Source organism: Microvirga sp. VF16, assembly GCF_016864375.1.
Lineage (GTDB): Bacteria > Pseudomonadota > Alphaproteobacteria > Rhizobiales > Beijerinckiaceae > Microvirga.
This window is the reverse complement of the sequence record NZ_CP069355.1, coordinates 457,820-476,201: the sequence shown is the minus strand read 5'-3', so window position 1 is coordinate 476,201 and position 18,382 is coordinate 457,820. Positions and strand designations below refer to the sequence as shown.

Annotated in this window: 14 protein-coding genes; 9 read left to right on the top strand and 5 right to left on the bottom strand. The window is 59.7% G+C overall.

Annotated elements, in window-relative coordinates:
* Positions 1-49: 49 nt before the first annotated feature.
* Complete coding sequence (locus JO965_RS27685) at positions 50-928, bottom strand: MurR/RpiR family transcriptional regulator (RefSeq protein ID WP_203445284.1); 879 nt, start codon at positions 926-928, stop codon at positions 50-52.
* A 369-nt stretch (positions 929-1,297) separates the two neighbouring features.
* On the opposite strand from JO965_RS27685, the gene JO965_RS27680 reads away from it, so the two are divergent.
* The 8 genes from JO965_RS27680 to JO965_RS27645 all read left to right on the top strand — a co-directional run bounded on the left by JO965_RS27680 (position 1,298) and on the right by JO965_RS27645 (position 10,974).
* A complete protein-coding gene (locus JO965_RS27680; RefSeq protein WP_371826939.1) occupies positions 1,298-2,188 on the top strand; it encodes a transporter substrate-binding domain-containing protein in 891 nt (296 codons plus the stop codon).
* Positions 2,189-2,245: 57 nt separating this feature from the next.
* On the top strand, positions 2,246-3,220 hold the full coding sequence (locus JO965_RS27675; RefSeq protein ID WP_203445283.1) for an amino acid ABC transporter permease: 975 nt from the start codon (positions 2,246-2,248) through the stop codon (positions 3,218-3,220).
* Positions 3,217-3,960 carry an amino acid ABC transporter ATP-binding protein gene (locus JO965_RS27670; protein WP_203445282.1) on the top strand — a complete coding sequence of 248 codons (744 nt, stop codon included), beginning with the start codon at positions 3,217-3,219 and terminating at the stop codon, positions 3,958-3,960. The genes JO965_RS27675 and JO965_RS27670 overlap by 4 nt, the downstream gene beginning before the upstream one ends.
* Before the next feature lie 174 nt (positions 3,961-4,134).
* Positions 4,135-5,337 (top strand): M20 aminoacylase family protein, encoded by a 1,203-nt coding sequence (locus JO965_RS27665; RefSeq protein ID WP_203445511.1) that lies wholly within the window; start codon positions 4,135-4,137, stop codon positions 5,335-5,337.
* A gap of 282 nt (positions 5,338-5,619) precedes the next feature.
* Complete coding sequence (panC, locus tag JO965_RS27660) at positions 5,620-6,555, top strand: pantoate--beta-alanine ligase (RefSeq protein WP_371826938.1); 936 nt, start codon at positions 5,620-5,622, stop codon at positions 6,553-6,555.
* Positions 6,556-6,567: 12 nt separating this feature from the next.
* Positions 6,568-6,948, top strand: coding sequence for a hypothetical protein (locus tag JO965_RS27655; RefSeq protein ID WP_203445281.1), 381 nt, complete (start codon positions 6,568-6,570; stop codon positions 6,946-6,948).
* Positions 6,949-7,540: 592 nt separating this feature from the next.
* A complete protein-coding gene (gene ppdK, locus JO965_RS27650) occupies positions 7,541-10,225 on the top strand; it encodes a pyruvate, phosphate dikinase (protein WP_203445280.1) in 2,685 nt (894 codons plus the stop codon).
* 26 nt (positions 10,226-10,251) lie between these two features.
* Positions 10,252-10,974, top strand: a complete 723-nt coding sequence (locus JO965_RS27645) for a Crp/Fnr family transcriptional regulator (protein ID WP_203445279.1) — start codon at positions 10,252-10,254, stop codon at positions 10,972-10,974.
* 917 nt (positions 10,975-11,891) lie between these two features.
* Here JO965_RS27645 and JO965_RS27640 read toward each other — a convergent pair.
* The gene (locus JO965_RS27640) at positions 11,892-12,050 is read right to left on the bottom strand and encodes a hypothetical protein (protein ID WP_203445278.1); all 159 of its coding nucleotides are present in this window, start codon (positions 12,048-12,050) and stop codon (positions 11,892-11,894) included.
* A 644-nt stretch (positions 12,051-12,694) separates the two neighbouring features.
* Here JO965_RS27640 and JO965_RS27635 point away from each other — a divergent pair.
* Positions 12,695-14,323 (top strand): MFS transporter, encoded by a 1,629-nt coding sequence (locus tag JO965_RS27635; protein ID WP_203445509.1) that lies wholly within the window; start codon positions 12,695-12,697, stop codon positions 14,321-14,323.
* Positions 14,324-14,597: 274 nt separating this feature from the next.
* Here the strand turns inward: JO965_RS27635 and JO965_RS27630 are convergent, their stop codons facing one another.
* From JO965_RS27630 to JO965_RS27620, 3 genes are all read right to left on the bottom strand, one after another.
* Positions 14,598-15,527, bottom strand: coding sequence for a glutaminase (locus tag JO965_RS27630; protein WP_203445277.1), 930 nt, complete (start codon positions 15,525-15,527; stop codon positions 14,598-14,600).
* 133 nt (positions 15,528-15,660) lie between these two features.
* Positions 15,661-16,968 carry a serine hydroxymethyltransferase gene (glyA, locus tag JO965_RS27625; RefSeq protein WP_203445276.1) on the bottom strand — a complete coding sequence of 436 codons (1,308 nt, stop codon included), beginning with the start codon at positions 16,966-16,968 and terminating at the stop codon, positions 15,661-15,663.
* 13 nt (positions 16,969-16,981) lie between these two features.
* Complete coding sequence (locus tag JO965_RS27620) at positions 16,982-18,343, bottom strand: L-serine ammonia-lyase (protein ID WP_203445275.1); 1,362 nt, start codon at positions 18,341-18,343, stop codon at positions 16,982-16,984.
* Positions 18,344-18,382: the final 39 nt, after the last annotated feature.

Sequence of the window (18,382 nt, the reverse complement as noted above, 5' to 3'; positions counted from 1 at the left end):
GTCCTGTAGTGGCCAAATGGAGAATGAAGCGCGCATCAAGCGCATTGCGTCACCGATCTTTCTCAGCCGAAGGGGGTTCTTTTTCTTGGCTTAAGAGATTGAGTTTGTACCGCTCTACCGTTTCGAGCCGGGGTCGAACGACTGACCAAAGGCGTCGATCCAGAGCGAGCGCGATCATTTCAACAATGGCAGTCAGGCCCAGGAGGCTGTCCCAGGGCGAGGATGTCTCCACCTTCGCGCGAAAGACATGCGTAGCCACTTCGGAGGCTTCAGACATCCACTGATCTGTAAAGACGATGATGGTGCATCCTCTTTGAGCCGCTATACGAGCGGTCGTGACGACGTCAGCTTGATAACGACGGACGTCAAACAAGACGACGATGTCCTTTTTGCCAAGATCGATGAGACGGTCAGCGCGTTCTTGAACGGCGGCCGGCAGCTCGAACACTGAGCGCCTCATCTTGCGCAGATGATATAGGAGGTGACCGGCGACAGTCGTGGTTAGGTCGCCTCCCAAGACGTTGATACTGCGCCGTTCATCAGCAAATAGCTCGATTACCTGTTCAACCACCTCGGCATCGAGCTCCGCTAGGGTCGATCGCACAACACCTAAAAGTTCGTTACCGAAGTCGCTCCCGGCGTCCAGCGTCTCGGGGCGCGGCCTTGTCAGCGGGAACTTCCGGCTCTCGTCGATTTCGTCCCGCAACGCGCGGCGAAAGTCTGGATAGCCGGTGAATCCAAGCTTGGTGATGAAGCGTAACACAGTGGGGGCGCTGATTTCAGCCTCTTCTGCAAATGCGGTCACGCTTTCGAGGCCGGCGGCAGGGTATCTTGCCAAAAGCACTCGGGCAGCACGCTTCTCTGAGCTGGTCATCGAGCTCATAGCCGCAGAAATGCGGTCCGCAATCAGGGTCTGAGAATTCGCCACGGGGTCAGTTTCTCCTGCGCATGGCACGGCTCGGCAAAGCCCTGTCCGTCAACACCAGGGCATCTCTGTAATGTAATTTACAGATAGTAGTCAATAGGTCGATTTTTGAAAGTTCACGGTCTGTGTAGCGCGGCCTCTAGTGACCTTTGCTCTCACTCGTTGCATGAACGGGCATTTGCACTCGGCTGCGGAGGGTGGGACAGACTAGCCAAAACCGGACGATGTATCTTAGCCCCACGACAGGGATCATAGACACGGTAAAAACTTTCCACAGAATTAGGTTGACACAGGTCTATGAACATTTGATAACACTGGAGTTAGCGCGGATACGTTCGCTGCTGCGCGGCCACCGCGACCGGGGGCCATCGCGTGAAGCGGAAATCGGTCGGCGCCAAAACAATCATCAAAGAAGGGAACTCAGCTATGAGAACAGTGTTGGGAAAATTGGCAATTGCGGCGTCCGTCGCAGCGATGTCGCTAGCTTCATCTGCAAACGCCGGCGAAGTGCTTAACCGAGCACTCGCCTCAAAAACCCTCACCGTGGCAGTCTCGCCAAACTATCCGCCAAGTTCGTTTCTGAACGACAAGGGCGAGCTCGTAGGCTTCGACGTCGATGTGGGAAAGCTGATCGCCGAGCACATCGGCGTGGGGGTGAAGTATCAGACTCCCGCTTGGGACATCATCACCTCAGGAAAGTGGCAGGGGCGCTGGGACGTCGTTGTCGCTGCGATGGCGCCGACGAAGGAACGAGCAAAAATCTTCAGTTTTCCGGCGATCTACCAGTACGGCGGGTACATCGCTGCGGTCCACAAGGACAGCAAGAATACTAAGATCGAGGACCTTAACGGTAAGCGTGTTGGTGTGTTGGCGAGCGGGATGGGGTATCATTACCTTAACCAAGACATCAAGAAAGATGAATTTATTGGTGTTCCGTCATTCGAATATAAGTTTAAGCCTGGTGAGATCAAAACGTACGATCAGTCTAACAATGCTTTGGACGATCTTCGTATCGGCGACGGGAAGAGGTTGGACGCATTCGTCGGGGACGACACCGTCATTCTCGACGCGATTAAGGCTGGATATCCCATCAGGCAGTTGGGAGATGCTCTAGTCTATGGGCCAGCTGTCATTGCTACTTTGCCTGGAGACGCTGAACTGGACAACAAGATCGCCGATGCGGTTAAGGGTCTGAAAGAAAGCGGGAAGTTGTCTGAGCTATCGATGAAGTGGTTTGGACGAGACGTGACGACTGCAAAGTGACGGTATTTACCCATCGCGGGCCGGCTTGCCGGTCCGCCGTTTCTTGGATGTTGCCTGATGTTGTACAACGATACTGTCGAGTCGGAGGTTCTGGTTCACAAGCCGTGGTTTGTGGGAATCGTTTTCGCGCTCGTCTTAGCCCTTTCCATCACAGCTAACTTAACAGGCACCGTGATGGGTGAACTGATGCGTCCTGTGATCGGCGATCCTTTGGCAAGTGGCCTCTATGGGCGCTTCGCCACGGGTGTGGTGATCGCTGTGCTCTTCTGCATGAATGTTGTCCTGATCGGCTTTGCGCCGTTCAAGGCGCAGGTGATCATTGTATGGCTTGAACTTCTGCTGTTGTTCTTAGGGTTCTTCAATGCTTTCAATTTGAGCTTACCCTTCATCTGGCAGAATTTACCCATCTTGTTATCTCAAGGATTATTTACCACCGTATACGTGGCGGCAGTGTCAATTTTCTTTGCGACTATCCTTGCCGTTGTTGGCGCCGTTGCAAAACTTTCCGGCAATGGCTTCGCATTTGCAATCTCTAGTTTCTACACGTCGTTCTTTCGCGGTCTGCCTCTGCTTATGCAGCTGTACCTCATTTATCTCGGGCTCCCGCAATTAGGGATCGTCCTTGATGCCGTGCCTTCTGGGGTGCTTGCACTTTCGCTCTGCTACGGTGCTTACATGACGGAGATCTTTCGCGCCGGCATTCAGAGCATCGACCGAGGACAATGGGAAGCGTCCCGATCCATGGGCTTCGGATTTGGTCTGACCATGCGCAAGATCATCCTCCCGCAAGCGCTTCCTGTTATTATTCCTCCAACCGGAAACCATTTTATTTCGATGCTGAAGGATAGTTCTCTGGTATCGATCGTCGGTGTCTGGGAATTGATGTTCCTGGCGCGCTCGCTCGGTCAAGCGACCTTCAAGCACATGGAAATGTTGATAGCCGTCGCCCTCATTTACTGGGTTCTTTCGATCTGCATGGAGTTCGTCCAGCTTCGCATCGAACGCCACTACGCCAGGAGCAAGATCAGATGAATGGCGAAAACACTATCGAGGTCAGGCACGTCTCGAAATGGTTTGGTACATTTCAAGTGCTGCACGACGTCAATCTGACCGTAAGGAAGGGAGAGCGGATCGTTGTTTGTGGTCCCTCCGGCTCCGGCAAGTCAACGCTGATACGCTGCTTCAATCGACTTGAGGCGCACCAAAAGGGTGAGATCATCGTCAATGGTATCCCCCTCCACAACAAAATGCGCGATATTGCTGAAGTGCGTCGGAACGTCGGTATGGTGTTCCAGCATTTCAATCTTTTTCCGCACATGACGGTTCTTATGAACTGCATGGCCGGTCCAATGTGGATCAAAGGCGTCCCCAAGGAAGAAGCCAAGCGTCGAGCAATGCACTTTCTCGAGAAAGTTCGCATTCCTGAACAAGCCGACAAATATCCTGCTCAACTCTCAGGGGGGCAACAACAGCGCGTTGCTATCGCCCGGTCTCTCTGTATGCAGCCGACGGTCATGCTTTTCGATGAGCCGACGTCAGCCTTGGATCCGGAGATGGTATCGGAGGTGCTAGAGACCATTACAGCCCTCGCACGCGAAGGGATGACAATGGTTTGCGTGACGCATGAGATGGGCTTCGCACGAGCGGTAGCCGATCGTGTGATCTTCATGGATGCGGGGCGGATCGTGGAAGAAGGTCCGCCCAATGAGTTCTTCTCCAATCCACGGCATGACAGGACAAAGCTCTTTTTGAGCCAAATCCTGAGGCACTGAAGACAGATCGCACATCGACACAATGTCAACTGGCAGCGCAGGTGTCACTCCTAGGATTCCATAGGTCCGCTCATACGGGCAACTGCTTTGACGATCCTTCCTGCGTCACAAAGCAAGATGCGTGTGAACAGACGCTGCTTGAATGGAACCCTTGCTCAGAATGAAGGTAATCCAATGAAAGTTATACCAGAGATTGCAGCGGCACAGGATGAGATCCAGTCGCTACGACGTTGGATGCATGCCCATCCGGAGCTTTGTTTCGAGGAATCGCAGACTGCGGACCTTGTAGCGAAGACTCTGACTGATTACGGGATCGAAGTTCATCGTGGACTTGGTGGCACCGGCGTTGTTGGAGTGCTGCGGGAGGGAACGAGTAAACGCTCAATCGGATTGCGTGCAGACATGGACGCGTTGCCGATTCATGAAGTCAACGAGTTCGCTCATCGGTCGCATTATCCTGGTAAAATGCATGCCTGCGGACACGACGGCCATATGGCGATGCTTCTGGGCGCCGCCCGTTTTCTGGCGCGCACGCGAGATTTTGATGGCACTATCGTCTTTATTTTCTCACCGGCGGAAGAGGCGGGCAACGGTGCGAAAGTGATGGTTGACGAGGGAATTTTTGAAAAGTTCCCGGTCGATGCGGTGTTCGGGCTGCATAACTTTCCGGGCATGCCGGTGGGCAGTTTTGGGATCAAGACAGGGCCCATTCTTGGGGGTTGTGGTGAATTTCGCATTACTGTGGAAGGTGTCGATGCTCATGCCGCTTACCCTCACGAAGGCAAAGATCCGATTTTCACTGCTGTGCAGATTTACAATGCGCTCCAAGGCATTATTTCCCGCAACAAGGCACCGCTGGAGCCCGCAGTTATCTCGGTCACACAGGTCAACGGCTGGGGTCAAGCTAGAAACGTGATACCCCGCGATGCAGTGTTGGGCGGCACCGTACGTGTACTAGACCTCAGGACTCTCGATCTGATTGAGTCACGCATGCGCAAGATCGTAGAAGCCGTAGCTAAGTCTCAAGAATGCGAAGCGAGACTCGAGTTTGATAGAAGCGTTCCCCCCACAGTTAATTCTGAAGATGAAGCGCACTTCGCAGCAGAAGTTATGAGATCTATAGTTGGGGCCGAGAATGTAAACCCCAACGTGGATCCAGACTTAGGTGTCGAGGATTTTGCGTTTATGCTCCAAGCCCGGCCTGGCGCCTACGCGTACATCGGTAACGGATACGGAGAACATCGTGATGCGGGTCATGGAGCAGGTCCTTGCGTCGTTCACAACGCAAGCTACGACTTCAACGATGCCATCCTTGGTGTTGGATCAACCTACTGGGTCGAGTTGGCACGCAGGTGGCTAAGCGCCGAGCCCCGGTGACCGATACAAGGCTCAGGGTGAACTCCTTTGGTGATGGCGACGCAGAGATTGTCAGACTGCGGTACCGCCCTACTCACCAGAAGAGGGCGACCTTTTTGTGCGGCTATCAAAGGAATTATCTTGTTCGCTTTCTCACCTTATTATCTTCAAGCGGTTTGACGCGTAAACGGTATCGTCTTTCAACTACTCTCGTCGATACTCTGAAGCGCCTGAAGAGCATAGGTGCCTTTCCAGCGCAGACGGGGTCCTATTTGCTGCCGGTGGACGTCCAGGAGGCAATATGTGCCTGGATGCAGTAGCCATCCCGCGACCAGTCGGAGGCCAGATGATGCAAACCACACGATCAAGTCGCTCACCCAGTGCCTGCGTGGCTACCGCGCCGCAGGGCTGCGGGTTGGCTTAGTGCCCACCATGGGCTTCCTGCACGGGGGCCATCGCGCGCTCATCAATGGGAGCGTCGCCCGCTGTGACATCACCGTGGCCAGCATCTTCGTCAATTCGACCCAGTTCGGGCCCAACGAGGTTCTCGACTGCTACCCGCGCGCGCTGGAGCAAGATCATGAGCTCTGCCGCACGGCCGGGGTGAGCCTGATCTTCGTGCCGGATGCGAGCGAGATCTACCCACCAGGCTTCCAGACCACCGTCGAGCCCGGGCCTGTGGCCGAGCCACTGTGTGGCGCGGAGCGGCCTGGACACTTCCGTGGCGTAGCGACCGTGGTCACCAAGCTGTTCAACATCGTGCAGCCAGATCTGGCCTTCTTCGGCCAGAAGGATTTTAAGCAATGTGCCGTGATCCGGCAGATGGTACGGGATCTGAATCTGCCGATCGAGATCGTGACGGTGCCGACCGTGCGCAAGCCGGATGGGCTGGCCCTGAGCAGCCGCAACAGCTACCTGAGCCCCGTCGATCGGCAGCGCGCCCGCTGCCTCAGCCAGGGTTTGTTGGCCGCCCAGGCGGCATACGGGGAGGGGGAGCGGGACAGCGAGAGGCTGATCGCGATGGCTCGGGCTCACATGAGTGAGGTCGACCAGCTGCAGTATCTGCAGCTGGTGGATGCACGGGCGCTCGAACCCGTCCCAGGTTTGGTCGACCGTCCTACTGCGCTGTGTGTCGCCGCCTATGTCGGAACGACCCGCCTGATCGACAACGTGCTCCTCGATATCGCTTCTAACAGCAGAGCAGACCTCGTCCTGGCGCAGCATCGCGCCGCTTCTTGAAGGAGATCACGCATGCCTCTGTTCTATTTCGATGTCCAATTAGGAACGAATTGCTTGCCGGATCACACGGGCCTTGAGCTGGTGACCTTGGAGGCCGCTGATCACGAAGCCACCCGGAGTGCGGTAGAGATTGCTCGTCACCAGTTGATCAAACTCGGGGTTCTGCATGTGCGGGTCACAGTCCGGAACGAGCGCCGCCAGCATTTGCTGAAAGCCTCGGTTCCGATGATTGTTGCCCGAGAGATATCTCAACCCGAACTCAGTCCACGACGAGGGGCCAGCGAGGATCCTCGATCCGTTGAGTGGCAACAGGGCCAGAATGGACTTGGTCTAAACCAAGCATCCAAACCACAACATCAATCGGGTTTCGTCCGAGGGCGGCGGTCCGAATGACCCCAACATGTGAGACGAACGAGAATATTCCATGCAATCGTTCCCTACCCACCGACAGCGCCCCCCAGCGCGCCCGGACAGCCGGACTTCCTCCATCCTGGAAACCACAATGCCGCAGCTCAGGTTGCCGCCCTCTGGATCGCTTCCATGCGATGCCACTGGGCCTGCCCACCTCGAGTAGGAGATCCTTCGTGCGTATGTACAGCTGGCCGTGATGCCGGATCAGGCCAACGGCATGCGCACCGCGACATTGGCGCGGCTCGATGCCATCGAAGTGCGCCTGATCGAGATGCTTCAGCTAACAGATCGTCTGCCGACCATGCCCCGTTTTGGCTGGAGGTCTACTGCCATACCACCGGCACGACCCTCGACAGCTGTGGACCCTCGACAGCTGTGGCTGCTTTGAGTTTGACGAAACTGAGTTGACTGTCGCCGTCGACCTCGTTTGGGAGGCTTTAGAGAAGGCTGCATTGAGGGTCGGATCAGGTGGCTCCGAGGCCTGCGACATCAAAGAGCCGAACGAAATCGTCAATGGGACGCCCCGAAGGCAGCAGCACGCTGCGGACCGCGAACAGATGACAGGAACAAAGTAATGGCCGAATGGAAGTGGGTCTACACCTTCGGGGACGGTAAGGCCGAGGGCCAGGCGGGGATGAAGAACCTGCTCGGTGGCAAGGGGGCCAATCTGGCCGAGATGTCCAACCTGGGCCTGCCGGTGCCTCCGGGCTTCACCATCACAACGGAAGTCTGCACCTATTACTACGACCACGGCCGCTCCTATCCCGAGGAGCTGAAGACCCAGGTCGCCAAGGCCCTCGATTTCGTCGGCAAGCTGACCGGCCGCACCTTCGGCGATGCCGCCAATCCGCTCCTCGTTTCCGTCCGCTCCGGCGCCCGCGCCTCCATGCCCGGCATGATGGACACCGTGCTCAATCTCGGCCTCAACGACGTCACCGTCGAGGCGCTCGCCAAGGGCGCCGGCGACGAGCGCTTCGCCTATGATTCGTATCGCCGCTTCATCACCATGTATTCCAACGTGGTGCTCGACATCGAGCACCATCACTTCGAGGAGATCCTCGACGAGTACAAGGACCGCAAGGGCTACTCGCTCGACACCGACATGAGTGCCGCGGACTGGAAGGCCATTCTCCCGCGCTACAAGGCGCTGGTCGAGAAGGAACTCGGAAAGCCGTTTCCGCAGGAGCCACAGGAGCAGCTCTGGGGCGCCATCGGCGCCGTGTTCGGCTCCTGGATGAACAACCGCGCCATCAAGTACCGCGAGCTGCACGCCATCCCGGCGAGCTGGGGCACGGCGGTGAACGTGCAGGCCATGGTGTTCGGCAACATGGGCGAGACCTCCGCCACCGGCGTGGCGTTCACCCGCAATCCCTCGACAGGCGAGAAGGAGCTCTACGGCGAGTTCCTGATCAATGCTCAGGGCGAGGACGTGGTGGCGGGCATCCGCACGCCGCAGGACATCACCGAGAAGGCCCGCATTGCATCCGGTTCCGACAAGCCTTCGATGGAAGGCGCGATGCCCGAGGCTTACAACGAGCTGGTACGCATCTACGGCATCCTCGAGAAACATTACCGTGACATGCAGGACATGGAATTCACGGTCGAAACGGGCAAGCTCTGGATGCTCCAGACCCGCAACGGCAAGCGCACGGCGAAAGCCGCCTTGCGCATCGCCGTGGAGCTCGCAAGCGAAGGCCTGATCACGCAGGAAGAGGCGATCACCCGCGTCGAGCCGGCGGCCCTCGACCAATTGCTGCATCCCACCATCGATCCCAAGGCCGAGCGCAAGATCCTCGCCAGCGGCCTGCCGGCCTCGCCGGGTGCTGCTTCCGGCGAGATCGTGTTCAACTCGGACGATGCGGAAGCGGCCAGGAAGGCCGGTCACAAGGTCATTCTGGTGCGCGTCGAGACTTCGCCTGAGGACATCCACGGCATGCACGCGGCGGAAGGCATTCTGACCACCCGCGGTGGCATGACCTCGCACGCCGCCGTGGTGGCCCGCGGCATGGGCAAACCCTGCGTCTCGGGCGCCGGATCGATCCGCGTCGATTATGCCAAGCAGACGCTGACGGTGGCGGGGCAGACACTGAAGAAGGGTGATGTGCTGACCATTGACGGTTCCAACGGCCAGGTGCTGCTGGGCCAAGTGGAGATGCTGCAGCCGGAGCTGTCGGGCGAGTTCGCCACCCTCATGGGCTGGGCCGACAAGGTGCGCCACATGAAGGTGCGCGCCAACGCGGAAACGCCGCTCGATGCCAAGACCGCGCGCAACTTCGGCGCGGAGGGCATCGGACTCTGCCGCACGGAGCACATGTTCTTCGAGGGCGACCGCATCGTTGCTGTGCGCGAGATGATCCTCTCCGACGACGAGGCGGGCCGCCGCGCAGCACTCGCCAAGCTGCTGCCGATGCAGCGCAAGGATTTCGTCGAGCTGTTTTCGATCATGAGCGGTCTGCCGGTCACGATCCGCCTGCTCGATCCGCCGCTGCACGAGTTCCTGCCGCATTCGGAAGAGGAGATGGGGGAGGTGGCGAAGGCCATGAACGCCTCCGTCGACAAGCTCAAGCACCGCGCCCGCGAGCTGCACGAGTTCAACCCCATGCTCGGCTTCCGCGGCTGCCGTCTGGCGGTGGCTTACCCTGAGATCGCCGACATGCAGGCGCGCGCCATCTTCGAGGCGGCGGTGGAGGCCGGCAAGACGACGGGCCAGCCCGTCGTGCCGGAGGTGATGGTGCCGCTCGTCATGACGAAGCCGGAGCTCGACCTCGTGAAGGAGCGCATCGTCGCCATGGCCGAGGCGGTCGCCAAGGAAAGCGGCGTGACGGTCGAATATCAGGTCGGTACGATGATCGAGCTGCCGCGCGCCGCATTGCGCGCCGGCGAGATCGCGGAATCGGCGGAGTTCTTCTCCTTCGGCACCAACGACCTGACGCAGACGACGCTCGGCATTTCGCGCGACGACGCCGCCTCCTTCCTCGGCCCGTATACGCAAAAAGGGCTGCTGCCGGCAGACCCGTTCGTGACCATCGATCAGGAGGGCGTGGGCGAACTGGTGAAGCTTGCGGTCGAGCGCGGTAGGAAGACGAGGGCCAACATCAAGCTCGGGATCTGCGGCGAGCATGGCGGCGATCCGGCCTCGATCCATTTCTGCCAGTCGGTCGGGCTCGACTACGCGTCCTGCTCGCCGTACCGGGTGCCGATCGCCCGCCTGGCTGCCGCGCAGGCGGCGCTCGGCGGCAAGGCCGCGAGCCAGGCATAAAAGCAAGGGGGCTCAGGAGCGTTGCCATGTCATCATCCTCGCGCCAGCCTTCCCATCGCGCGAACCGATTGCTGTCAGCCCTGCAGCCGGACGACTTCGGGCATCTTGAGCCACACCTTCAGTGGGTCGAGTTGAAGAAGGACACCGTACTCTACGAGACCAACGAGAGCACGCCGTTCGTGTACTTCCCGCATGAGGCCATTGTCTCACTCATGACGGCTCTCCCCGACGGCAGAACCATCGAAATGGCGGTGCTTGGGTGTGAGGCGACGGTTGGCTCGCCTAGCACGCTTGTGACACGCCAATCTCTGGGGCGCTATGTTGTTCACATTACCGGCAGTGCCTCCCGCATTGACACTGGGGTCCTGCATCGTGCGTTCGAGGAGCGACCGACTCTGCGGGATCTCTTCCTGCGCTACGAAGAGGCCCTGCTGGCAGAGGCTCTTCAGACGATGGCCTGCAACATCGCACACTCCGTCGAAGCGCGCTGCTGCCGCTGGATTCTGACCATGCGGGATCGCGCCGATCAGGCGAGCTTGCCCTTCACGCACGAGCATCTGTCCCGGATGTTAGGGGTCCAGCGGTCGACGGTCAGTCTGGTCACGAGCGGGCTTCAGTCCGCCGGTCTAATCCATCAACGCCGCGGGGCCATTACGGTGACCGACCGCTCCGGCCTCGAACAGATCGCATGCGGGTGTTACGGGATCGCGCGCCAGCGCTCACAGCAACGCGCACCCGCACAGAGCTGAGAGACCCATGATGCGCCCAGAGGATGACGATGATCTTCTGCATGTCGATGAGCATCGATGGGTCCGACGCAGGCCGTCCAGAGGGTCTCGGTTGCTTTATTTTGTAATGGTGGTGAGTGGTATAGCCGGTGCGATCTATCTGACTGTCCAAATGCCTTAGACTGACAGACATTCATGTCTTGACACTCGGCTGTCCCCGACGGGTCTTCTGTTAGCGTAGAGGAAGCTTACGCTCAACCGAATTCTGATCCATCGACCGCACGCGGTCATTGATCTTCTTATCGCCTCTGCCGCCTCATCCGCGTTCACTGCCATCTATCTCTGCTGCCAGCTGCCATAGATTGGGACAGCTGCATGCCAGCCTTCCATGGCACACGTCTGCCCGTCGTGGAGCGGAGCTAAAGCTTAGCTTCAATGACCGTATGAAACGTCCGCTCTGGTGAGTTGGTCTTTTGCTTGTGGGTCCGCTTTGTGCTGCGGCATGCGCATAGCCGATATGGCTCTGGTGGCGCCGGTCTGGCCGAGCACGGAGGGCGGACACACCTCCCGTGCCGTCATTCTGTGTGACAGATGAGAACGTCTAATACATCCACAGCCGCTGTAGTTTGGTGGATAAAAGCCCATGAAGAAGATTCTTCTCCGCGTTGGCTGCACCATCCGCAGCATGCGCAAGACGCAGCCCTTTCATGAGGCATGCTGCATAGCAATGCGGCGCGATGCAGCCCATATCGGCAGCGGCTGAGTTTCCACGGCACCGCCTCTTTCCTCACGCGCTGCCGTCTCGGCCGTTCCCTCTGGAAGGTTTTGACCCGATTGTCGGACCTCAACTTCAAGCCGGGCCTTAGGCCCGGCTTTTTTGTTCTGTGCGTGAGCGATGATGCGTCGGAGCGAAACGTTGGCCTGCAAGCATTCCGACTTCAGTCTTGGCCGACGTGCACTGTGCCGCTCAGTGCCAACAGCTGGCGATCGTGCGCCGATGCGGCGAGACGCTTGCGCGCGCATTGACGCCAGGCGTCGTGCCACTGCAGGTCCCCTTGAAGCGCGGTCATGAAGATCTGTGATAGAGCAATCGACATGCCGCCTGAAGGCTCCGCATCAAAGCACGCCCAGTTCTGGTGCCAGGAGTTCCATGCGAACTGTGCACGGAGGCGAGATAGGGCTGCAGATTGTGCGGAGAGCGGCAGGGCGGTCTCTGTCAAGGGAGCACTTCACATATAAATTCGGCGATGCAGCAGAGCCACAAGCTAGACGCTCGTCGGCTGATGCGGCAGTATTCGTGCAGAAATCATTGACCTCCCGAAATCTCTCGCATGCCTCCACCCGTGGCTTCATCCCGCTTCCGCATATGCCCGATGTCACACTTAACGATGGGATTGTCCCGCGGAGAGCGCGCCTGCAACGCCTCTCGGCCAGTCGTGGCTCTCCAGGCCGCGGACACCCAGTCGAACCTTCTCAAATGGCGCGGGCTTTCCGAACATGCGGGCTCAAACCTATTCTCGATTGAAGCGGCGCGCCCATACGGAGCTGTGCGAGGGTTTCTTCGCCTCGCAAACCAGTCGGCACCATCGCGTGAGGCGGGGAAAAGACCTAAGACAGAACAGTCAGAAATGCCCTAGCCACCAGTTCCGCGTTCGGAGTGAGCGATCATCCAGCCCTCTTCCCACAACCATTCCAGAGGCTCGTGTTGCGCCAACACGATGTCATGACAAGGTCCGCGACCATGCCGAACAGAACATCGCCACTCGTCCTATTCCACTACAAGACCTTCCGCTCCCTCTGGTCAGCGTCTCTGGTGTCGAACCTGGGCAGCCTGGTCGAGGGCGTGGCGGCGGCGTGGCTGATGACGAGCCTGGCCACGTCCCATGACATGGTGGCCCTCGTCCAATCATCGGCTACCCTGCCGGTCATGCTGTTTTCGCTCGCCGCAGGAGCGCTCGCCGACAACTTCGATCGCCGCCGGGTCATGATGGCGGCTCAGCTGCTGATGCTGTGCGTCTCAGCGTCCCTGGCAATTCTCGCCTATGCAGGGGCCGTGACCCCCTGGATGCTGTTGAGCCTGACCTTCCTGATCGGCTGCGGGTGGGCGTTGCACGACCCATCCTGGTACGCCTCGATGGGCGAGATCCTTCCCCGTCAACACTTGCCTAGTGCGGTGGCCCTCAACAGCATGAGCTACAATCTCATGCGCAGCATCGGACCGGCGATTGGCGGCCTCATCGTCGCAACTGCCGGTGCGACCTTTGCGTTCCTGCTCAACGTCGTTTGCTGCTTCGCCCTCCTCATCGCGCTCTGGCAATGGAAGACGGGACCTGCGCCACAGTTGCTGCCGCGGGAACCGTTCGGGAGTGCGATGGCAGCGGGCTTCCGCTACGTGCTGTTGTCGCCGAACCTTCTCAAGGTGATGGGCCGGAGCCTCGTGTTCGGTCTCACCGCCGTCGTCATTCTGGCGCTGCTGCCCCTCGTGGCCAAGGAGCAGGTTGCGGGCACGGCGGTCACCTACGGCATCATGCTGGGCTTTTTCGGCCTCGGGGCGATTTTAGGCGCGCTGCTCATCGGACGGATTCGAGACGTTCTCAGCCATGAAGGGATCATTCGCGGCGCCTTCTTCGCGCTGGCCATCAGCTGCGTCGGTCTGGCCTGGAGCGCCCACGTTTGGCTCAGCTGCCTGCTGCTCGTGCCAGCCGGTATGGCGTGGGTGCAGGCCTGGTCGCTGTTTAACGTGACGGTTCAGCTGTCGACGCCCCGGTGGGTGGTTGGACGCGCCCTGTCCCTCTATCAAACGGCGTCGTTTGGCGGCATGGCGGCGGGCAGCTGGCTCTGGGGCGCGGTCGCGGACACGCAGGGTGTTGCGGGTGCCTTGGTGATGGCGAGCCTTGTTCTTGTCGTCGGTGGGCTGATTGGCCTGGTTCTGCGCCAACCGGATTTTGAGACCCTCAATCTCGATCCCACCAACAAGTTTTGCGAACCGACGCTGCAGCTCGACCTGCGGCCGCGCAGCGGGCCGATCATGGTGATGGTCGATTATCGCATTGATCAGAACGATGTTGCCGAATTCCTCAGCGTGATGGCCCTGCGGCGACGCGCCCGCCTGCGGGATGGGGCTCGACAATGGGCGCTTCTGCGCGACCTGGAAGAGCCTCAACTCTGGACCGAGCGGTACCATGTCCCAACATGGATCGAATACGTGCGTCATAATCAGAGGCAGACGCATGCCGACGCTGAAATTGTGGCACGCCTGGAAGCCCTGCATCGGGGCGAGGGCCCGCCCAAGATCCATCACAAGATTGAACGGCAGGCCGAGCGGGTCCACGACGACATGCCGCTCAAGCCTCACTTGCACAGAACTTGAGGGGAAGGCCGCAACGCCGACAGCGTCAAGTTGTTGGGGAGGGACGTGTTGATCCCTGTTCAGGCATGGATTAGGCGGCACTCGCAATACCAGTCACCTCCGTCCAACTCTGAAAGGCCTGAGGACGGGCATGACCACGGTCTGCGGCATTGGCGTTGGAAGGGTGGCGGAAGAAGTTTGAAACCGGATTATGGGCAGAGAGAAAGCGTAGCGCCTGACCCGCTGACTTGAAGCGTTTCATGATCTGATCGCGTTGTCGAGGCTGCCCCGCCGGTCACGCGCCGAACACGGACCACTGCATCGCCTTGGCCAGACGCTCGAGAGCGAGCGTCCCCAGCAGAGAGTTACCTTGCTGGTTGAGGCCGGGCGACCAGACGGCAATCGAGGCCGTTCCGGGGGCGACAGCCAGAATACCGCCCCCGACCCCGCTTTTGCCGGGCAACCCAACCCGGAACGCAAAGTCGCCGGATTGATCATAATGCCCGCATGTCAGCATCAGTGCGTTGACCCTCCGTGCGCGATCCGTACTCACGACAGACGTATCGGAGGCGGGAAGTCGTCCCGAAAAGGCAAGATACCGGCCAGCCATCGCTAACTGTCTGCAGGTCATTGCAATAGCACAGTGGTGAAAGTAGACCCCTAACACGTGCTCAACCGGATGCTTGAGCACTCCGAAGGCCCGCATGAAGTTGGCGAGTGCTGCATTCAGAAAGCCGGTTTCCTGTTCCGACCGGGCGACATCCTTGTCGATGGAGATCCGTTCATCACCAGCCACAAACCGGATGAAGCTCAGAATCGACCCGAGGGCTTCGCGCGGTAGGCTCTCACCCAGCAAGGCGTCGGTGACGGCGATGGCTCCGGCATTGATGAAGGGATTGCGCGGAATACCACGCTCATGTTCAAGCTGCACGATGGAGTTGAAGGCATTCCCGGACGGTTCCCGTCCGACGCGCTGCCATAAAGCGTCACCGATCTGGCCCAGAACGACCGTGAGCGTGAACACTTTCGAGATGCTCTGGATTGAAAAGCTTGTGTCGGCATCACCCGCGCAAACGACCTGCCCATCAGCGGTCGCAACCGCGATCCCGAAGTGCTGGACGGGAACCCGAGCCAGCTCTGGGATATAGCTTGCGACTGTGCCCCGGTCGGTTTGGGCCGCCATCTCTTGTACAATCTCCGCCAACACGGCTTTTAGGCTGGGCAAGAGAATTCTCCACATTTAGCATCGTACTCGGGGTCGAGCTGAGGCAGGGAGGTCCTACGGGGCCCTGGGGCTTGTTGATCATTCTCCCTTGAGAAGTTCTTACAATAAGCATGGGGGTAGATGTTCATCTCCCTCAATTTTGACCGTAGATCGGGAAGCGGCGGGTCAGCTCGTGGACGCGAGTCTTCACCGATTCCTCAACCGCCGCATTGGCCTCCTCGCCGTGTTTGGCGAGGCCGTCCAGGGTCTCGACGATCAGCTCGCCCACTTTCTTGAATTCGGCAACGCCGAAGCCGCGCGAGGTGGCGGCCGGCGTGCCGAGACGGATGCCGGAGGTGACCATCGGCTTTTCCGGGTCGAACGGCACGCCGTTCTTGTTGCAGGTGATGTGCGCACGACCGAGGGCCGCCTCGGCCGCCTTGCCGGTGAGCTTCTTCGGGCGCAGATCGACCAGCATCAGGTGGTTGTCGGTGCCGCCGGCGACGATGGCATAGCCGCCTTCAAGCATGGTGTCGGCCAGCACCTTGGCGTTGTCGACGACCGAACGGGCATAGAGCTTGAACTCGGGACGCAGCGCCTCACCGAACGCGACGGCTTTCGCCGCGATCACGTGCATGAGCGGACCACCCTGGAGGCCGGGGAAGATCGCGGAATTGACCTTCTTGGTAATGTCCTCCTCATTGGTGAGGATCATGCCGCCGCGCGGGCCGCGCAGGGTCTTGTGGGTGGTGGTGGTGACCACATGGGCATGGGGGAACGGCGATGGGTGCGCGCCGCCGGCCACGAGGCCCGCGAAATGGGCGATGTCCACCATGAAGAAGGCACCGACCTCGTCAGCGATCTCACGGAAGCGGGCGAAATCCCAGAAACGGGAATAGGCCGAGCCGCCAGCCACGATCACCTTCGGCTTGTGCTCGCGGGCGAGCTGCGCGACCTCATCCATGTCGATGATCTGGTCGCTCTCGCGCACCTTGTAGCTGACCACATTGAACCACTTGCCGGACATGTTGACCGGGGAGCCGTGGGTCAGGTGGCCGCCGCAGGCCAGATCGAGGCCCATGAACGTATCGCCCGGCTTCATCAGGGCCATGAACACGGCCTGATTGGCTTGCGAGCCGGAATTGGCCTGCACATTGGCGAACTTGCAGTCGAACAGGCGCTTGGCGCGCTCGATGGCAAGCTCCTCGGCCATGTCGACGAACTGGCAGCCGCCGTAATAGCGGCGGCCCGGATAACCTTCCGCGTATTTGTTGGTCATCACCGAGCCCTGGGCTTCCAGGACAGCCCGGGAGACGATGTTCTCGGAGGCGATCAGCTCGATCTCGTCGCGCTGGCGGCCGAGTTCGAGCCCGATGGCCCGGGCGATCTCAGGATCGCTGTCGGCGAGGCTTGCCGAGAAAAAGCTGTTGGACAGACGGTTCAGGTTAGTTGCACTCGACATCGTTGTTCCCTTATCAGCATTCGACCCAGTTCACGGCGAGGCCGCCCTGGGAGGTTTCCTTGTATTTGTTGTTCATGTCTGCGCCTGTCTGGCGCATGGTGGCGATCACCTGGTCGAGGGTGATCTTGTGGGTGCCGTCGCCGCGCAACGCCAGGGCCGCCGCATTGATGGCTTTTATTGCACCGAACGCATTGCGCTCGATACAGGGAATCTGGACGAGGCCGCCGACCGGATCGCACGTCATGCCGAGATGATGCTCCATCGCGATTTCGGCCGCGTTCTCAATCTGCGCATTGGTGCCGCCGAGCGCCGCGGCGAGTCCGGCCGCCGCCATTGAGGATGCGACGCCCACCTCGCCCTGGCATCCGACCTCCGCACCGGAAATCGAGGCATTCATCTTAAACAGGCCCCCGATGGCCGCGGCCGTGAGAAGGAGGACGTCCATGCCCTCTTCCGTAGCCCCCGTAATGAAGTCGCGATAGTAGCGCAGGACTGCCGGGATGACGCCCGCGGCACCGTTTGTCGGCGCGGTGACAACCCGTCCGCCCGCTGCGTTCTCCTCGTTCACCGCCATGGCAAAGACGCTGACATAGTCCATGATTTTATGCGGCGTGTGCGCATTAGCGCGTTGCTCGTTACGCAGCTGAGTGAAGATGTCGGCCGCCCGGCGCTTCACCTTGAGGCCGCCAGGAAGCTCGCCCGTGGTCGCCAGTCCTCGGTCGATGCAATCCAGCATCGCTCTCGCAATCCGGCGCAGGTGAATCTCGATCTCGTCCTGCGGGTGCAGCGCTCGCTCGTTTCCAGCGACGATGTCGGCAATCGATAATCCGGTGCGCTTCCCAATCTCGAGGAGCTCCCGAGCGTTCCCATAGCGATGGGGTACATCGACTCCGCGCTCGATCGCACCCACGGCCTCGCCCTCCCGCAACACAAAGCCGCCGCCAATGGAGCACCATCGCTCCTGCGCCAGCACGCGACCACCCAATCCGTAGGCTGTCATCTGCATGGTGTTGGGATGGCGCGGCGGCTGGTTGACACAATCGAAGACGAGATCTCGCTCTTGATCGAAGGCAACGGTCCAGCGGCCCAGGAGGGGGATGCGTCCCACAGAGACCTGGGACAGGACATACGCGGCCCGATCCGGGTCGTAGGTTTCAGGCAGTTCGCCCGCGAGCCCGAGGAGCACAGCACGGTCCGTCGCATGGCCGCGACCGGTCCAGGCGAGAGAGCCGTAAAGGATGGCCTCGACACGTTCGACCTCATCCAGCTGCCCCATAAGGCCCATCATGAACGATTGGGCCGCCTTCATCGGCCCCACGGTGTGGGACGATGAAGGACCGATACCGATCTTGAAGATTTCATTGTAACCTATCATGACTTATCTTTAAGATCCTTGAGACAGCGCGTGCTTGCA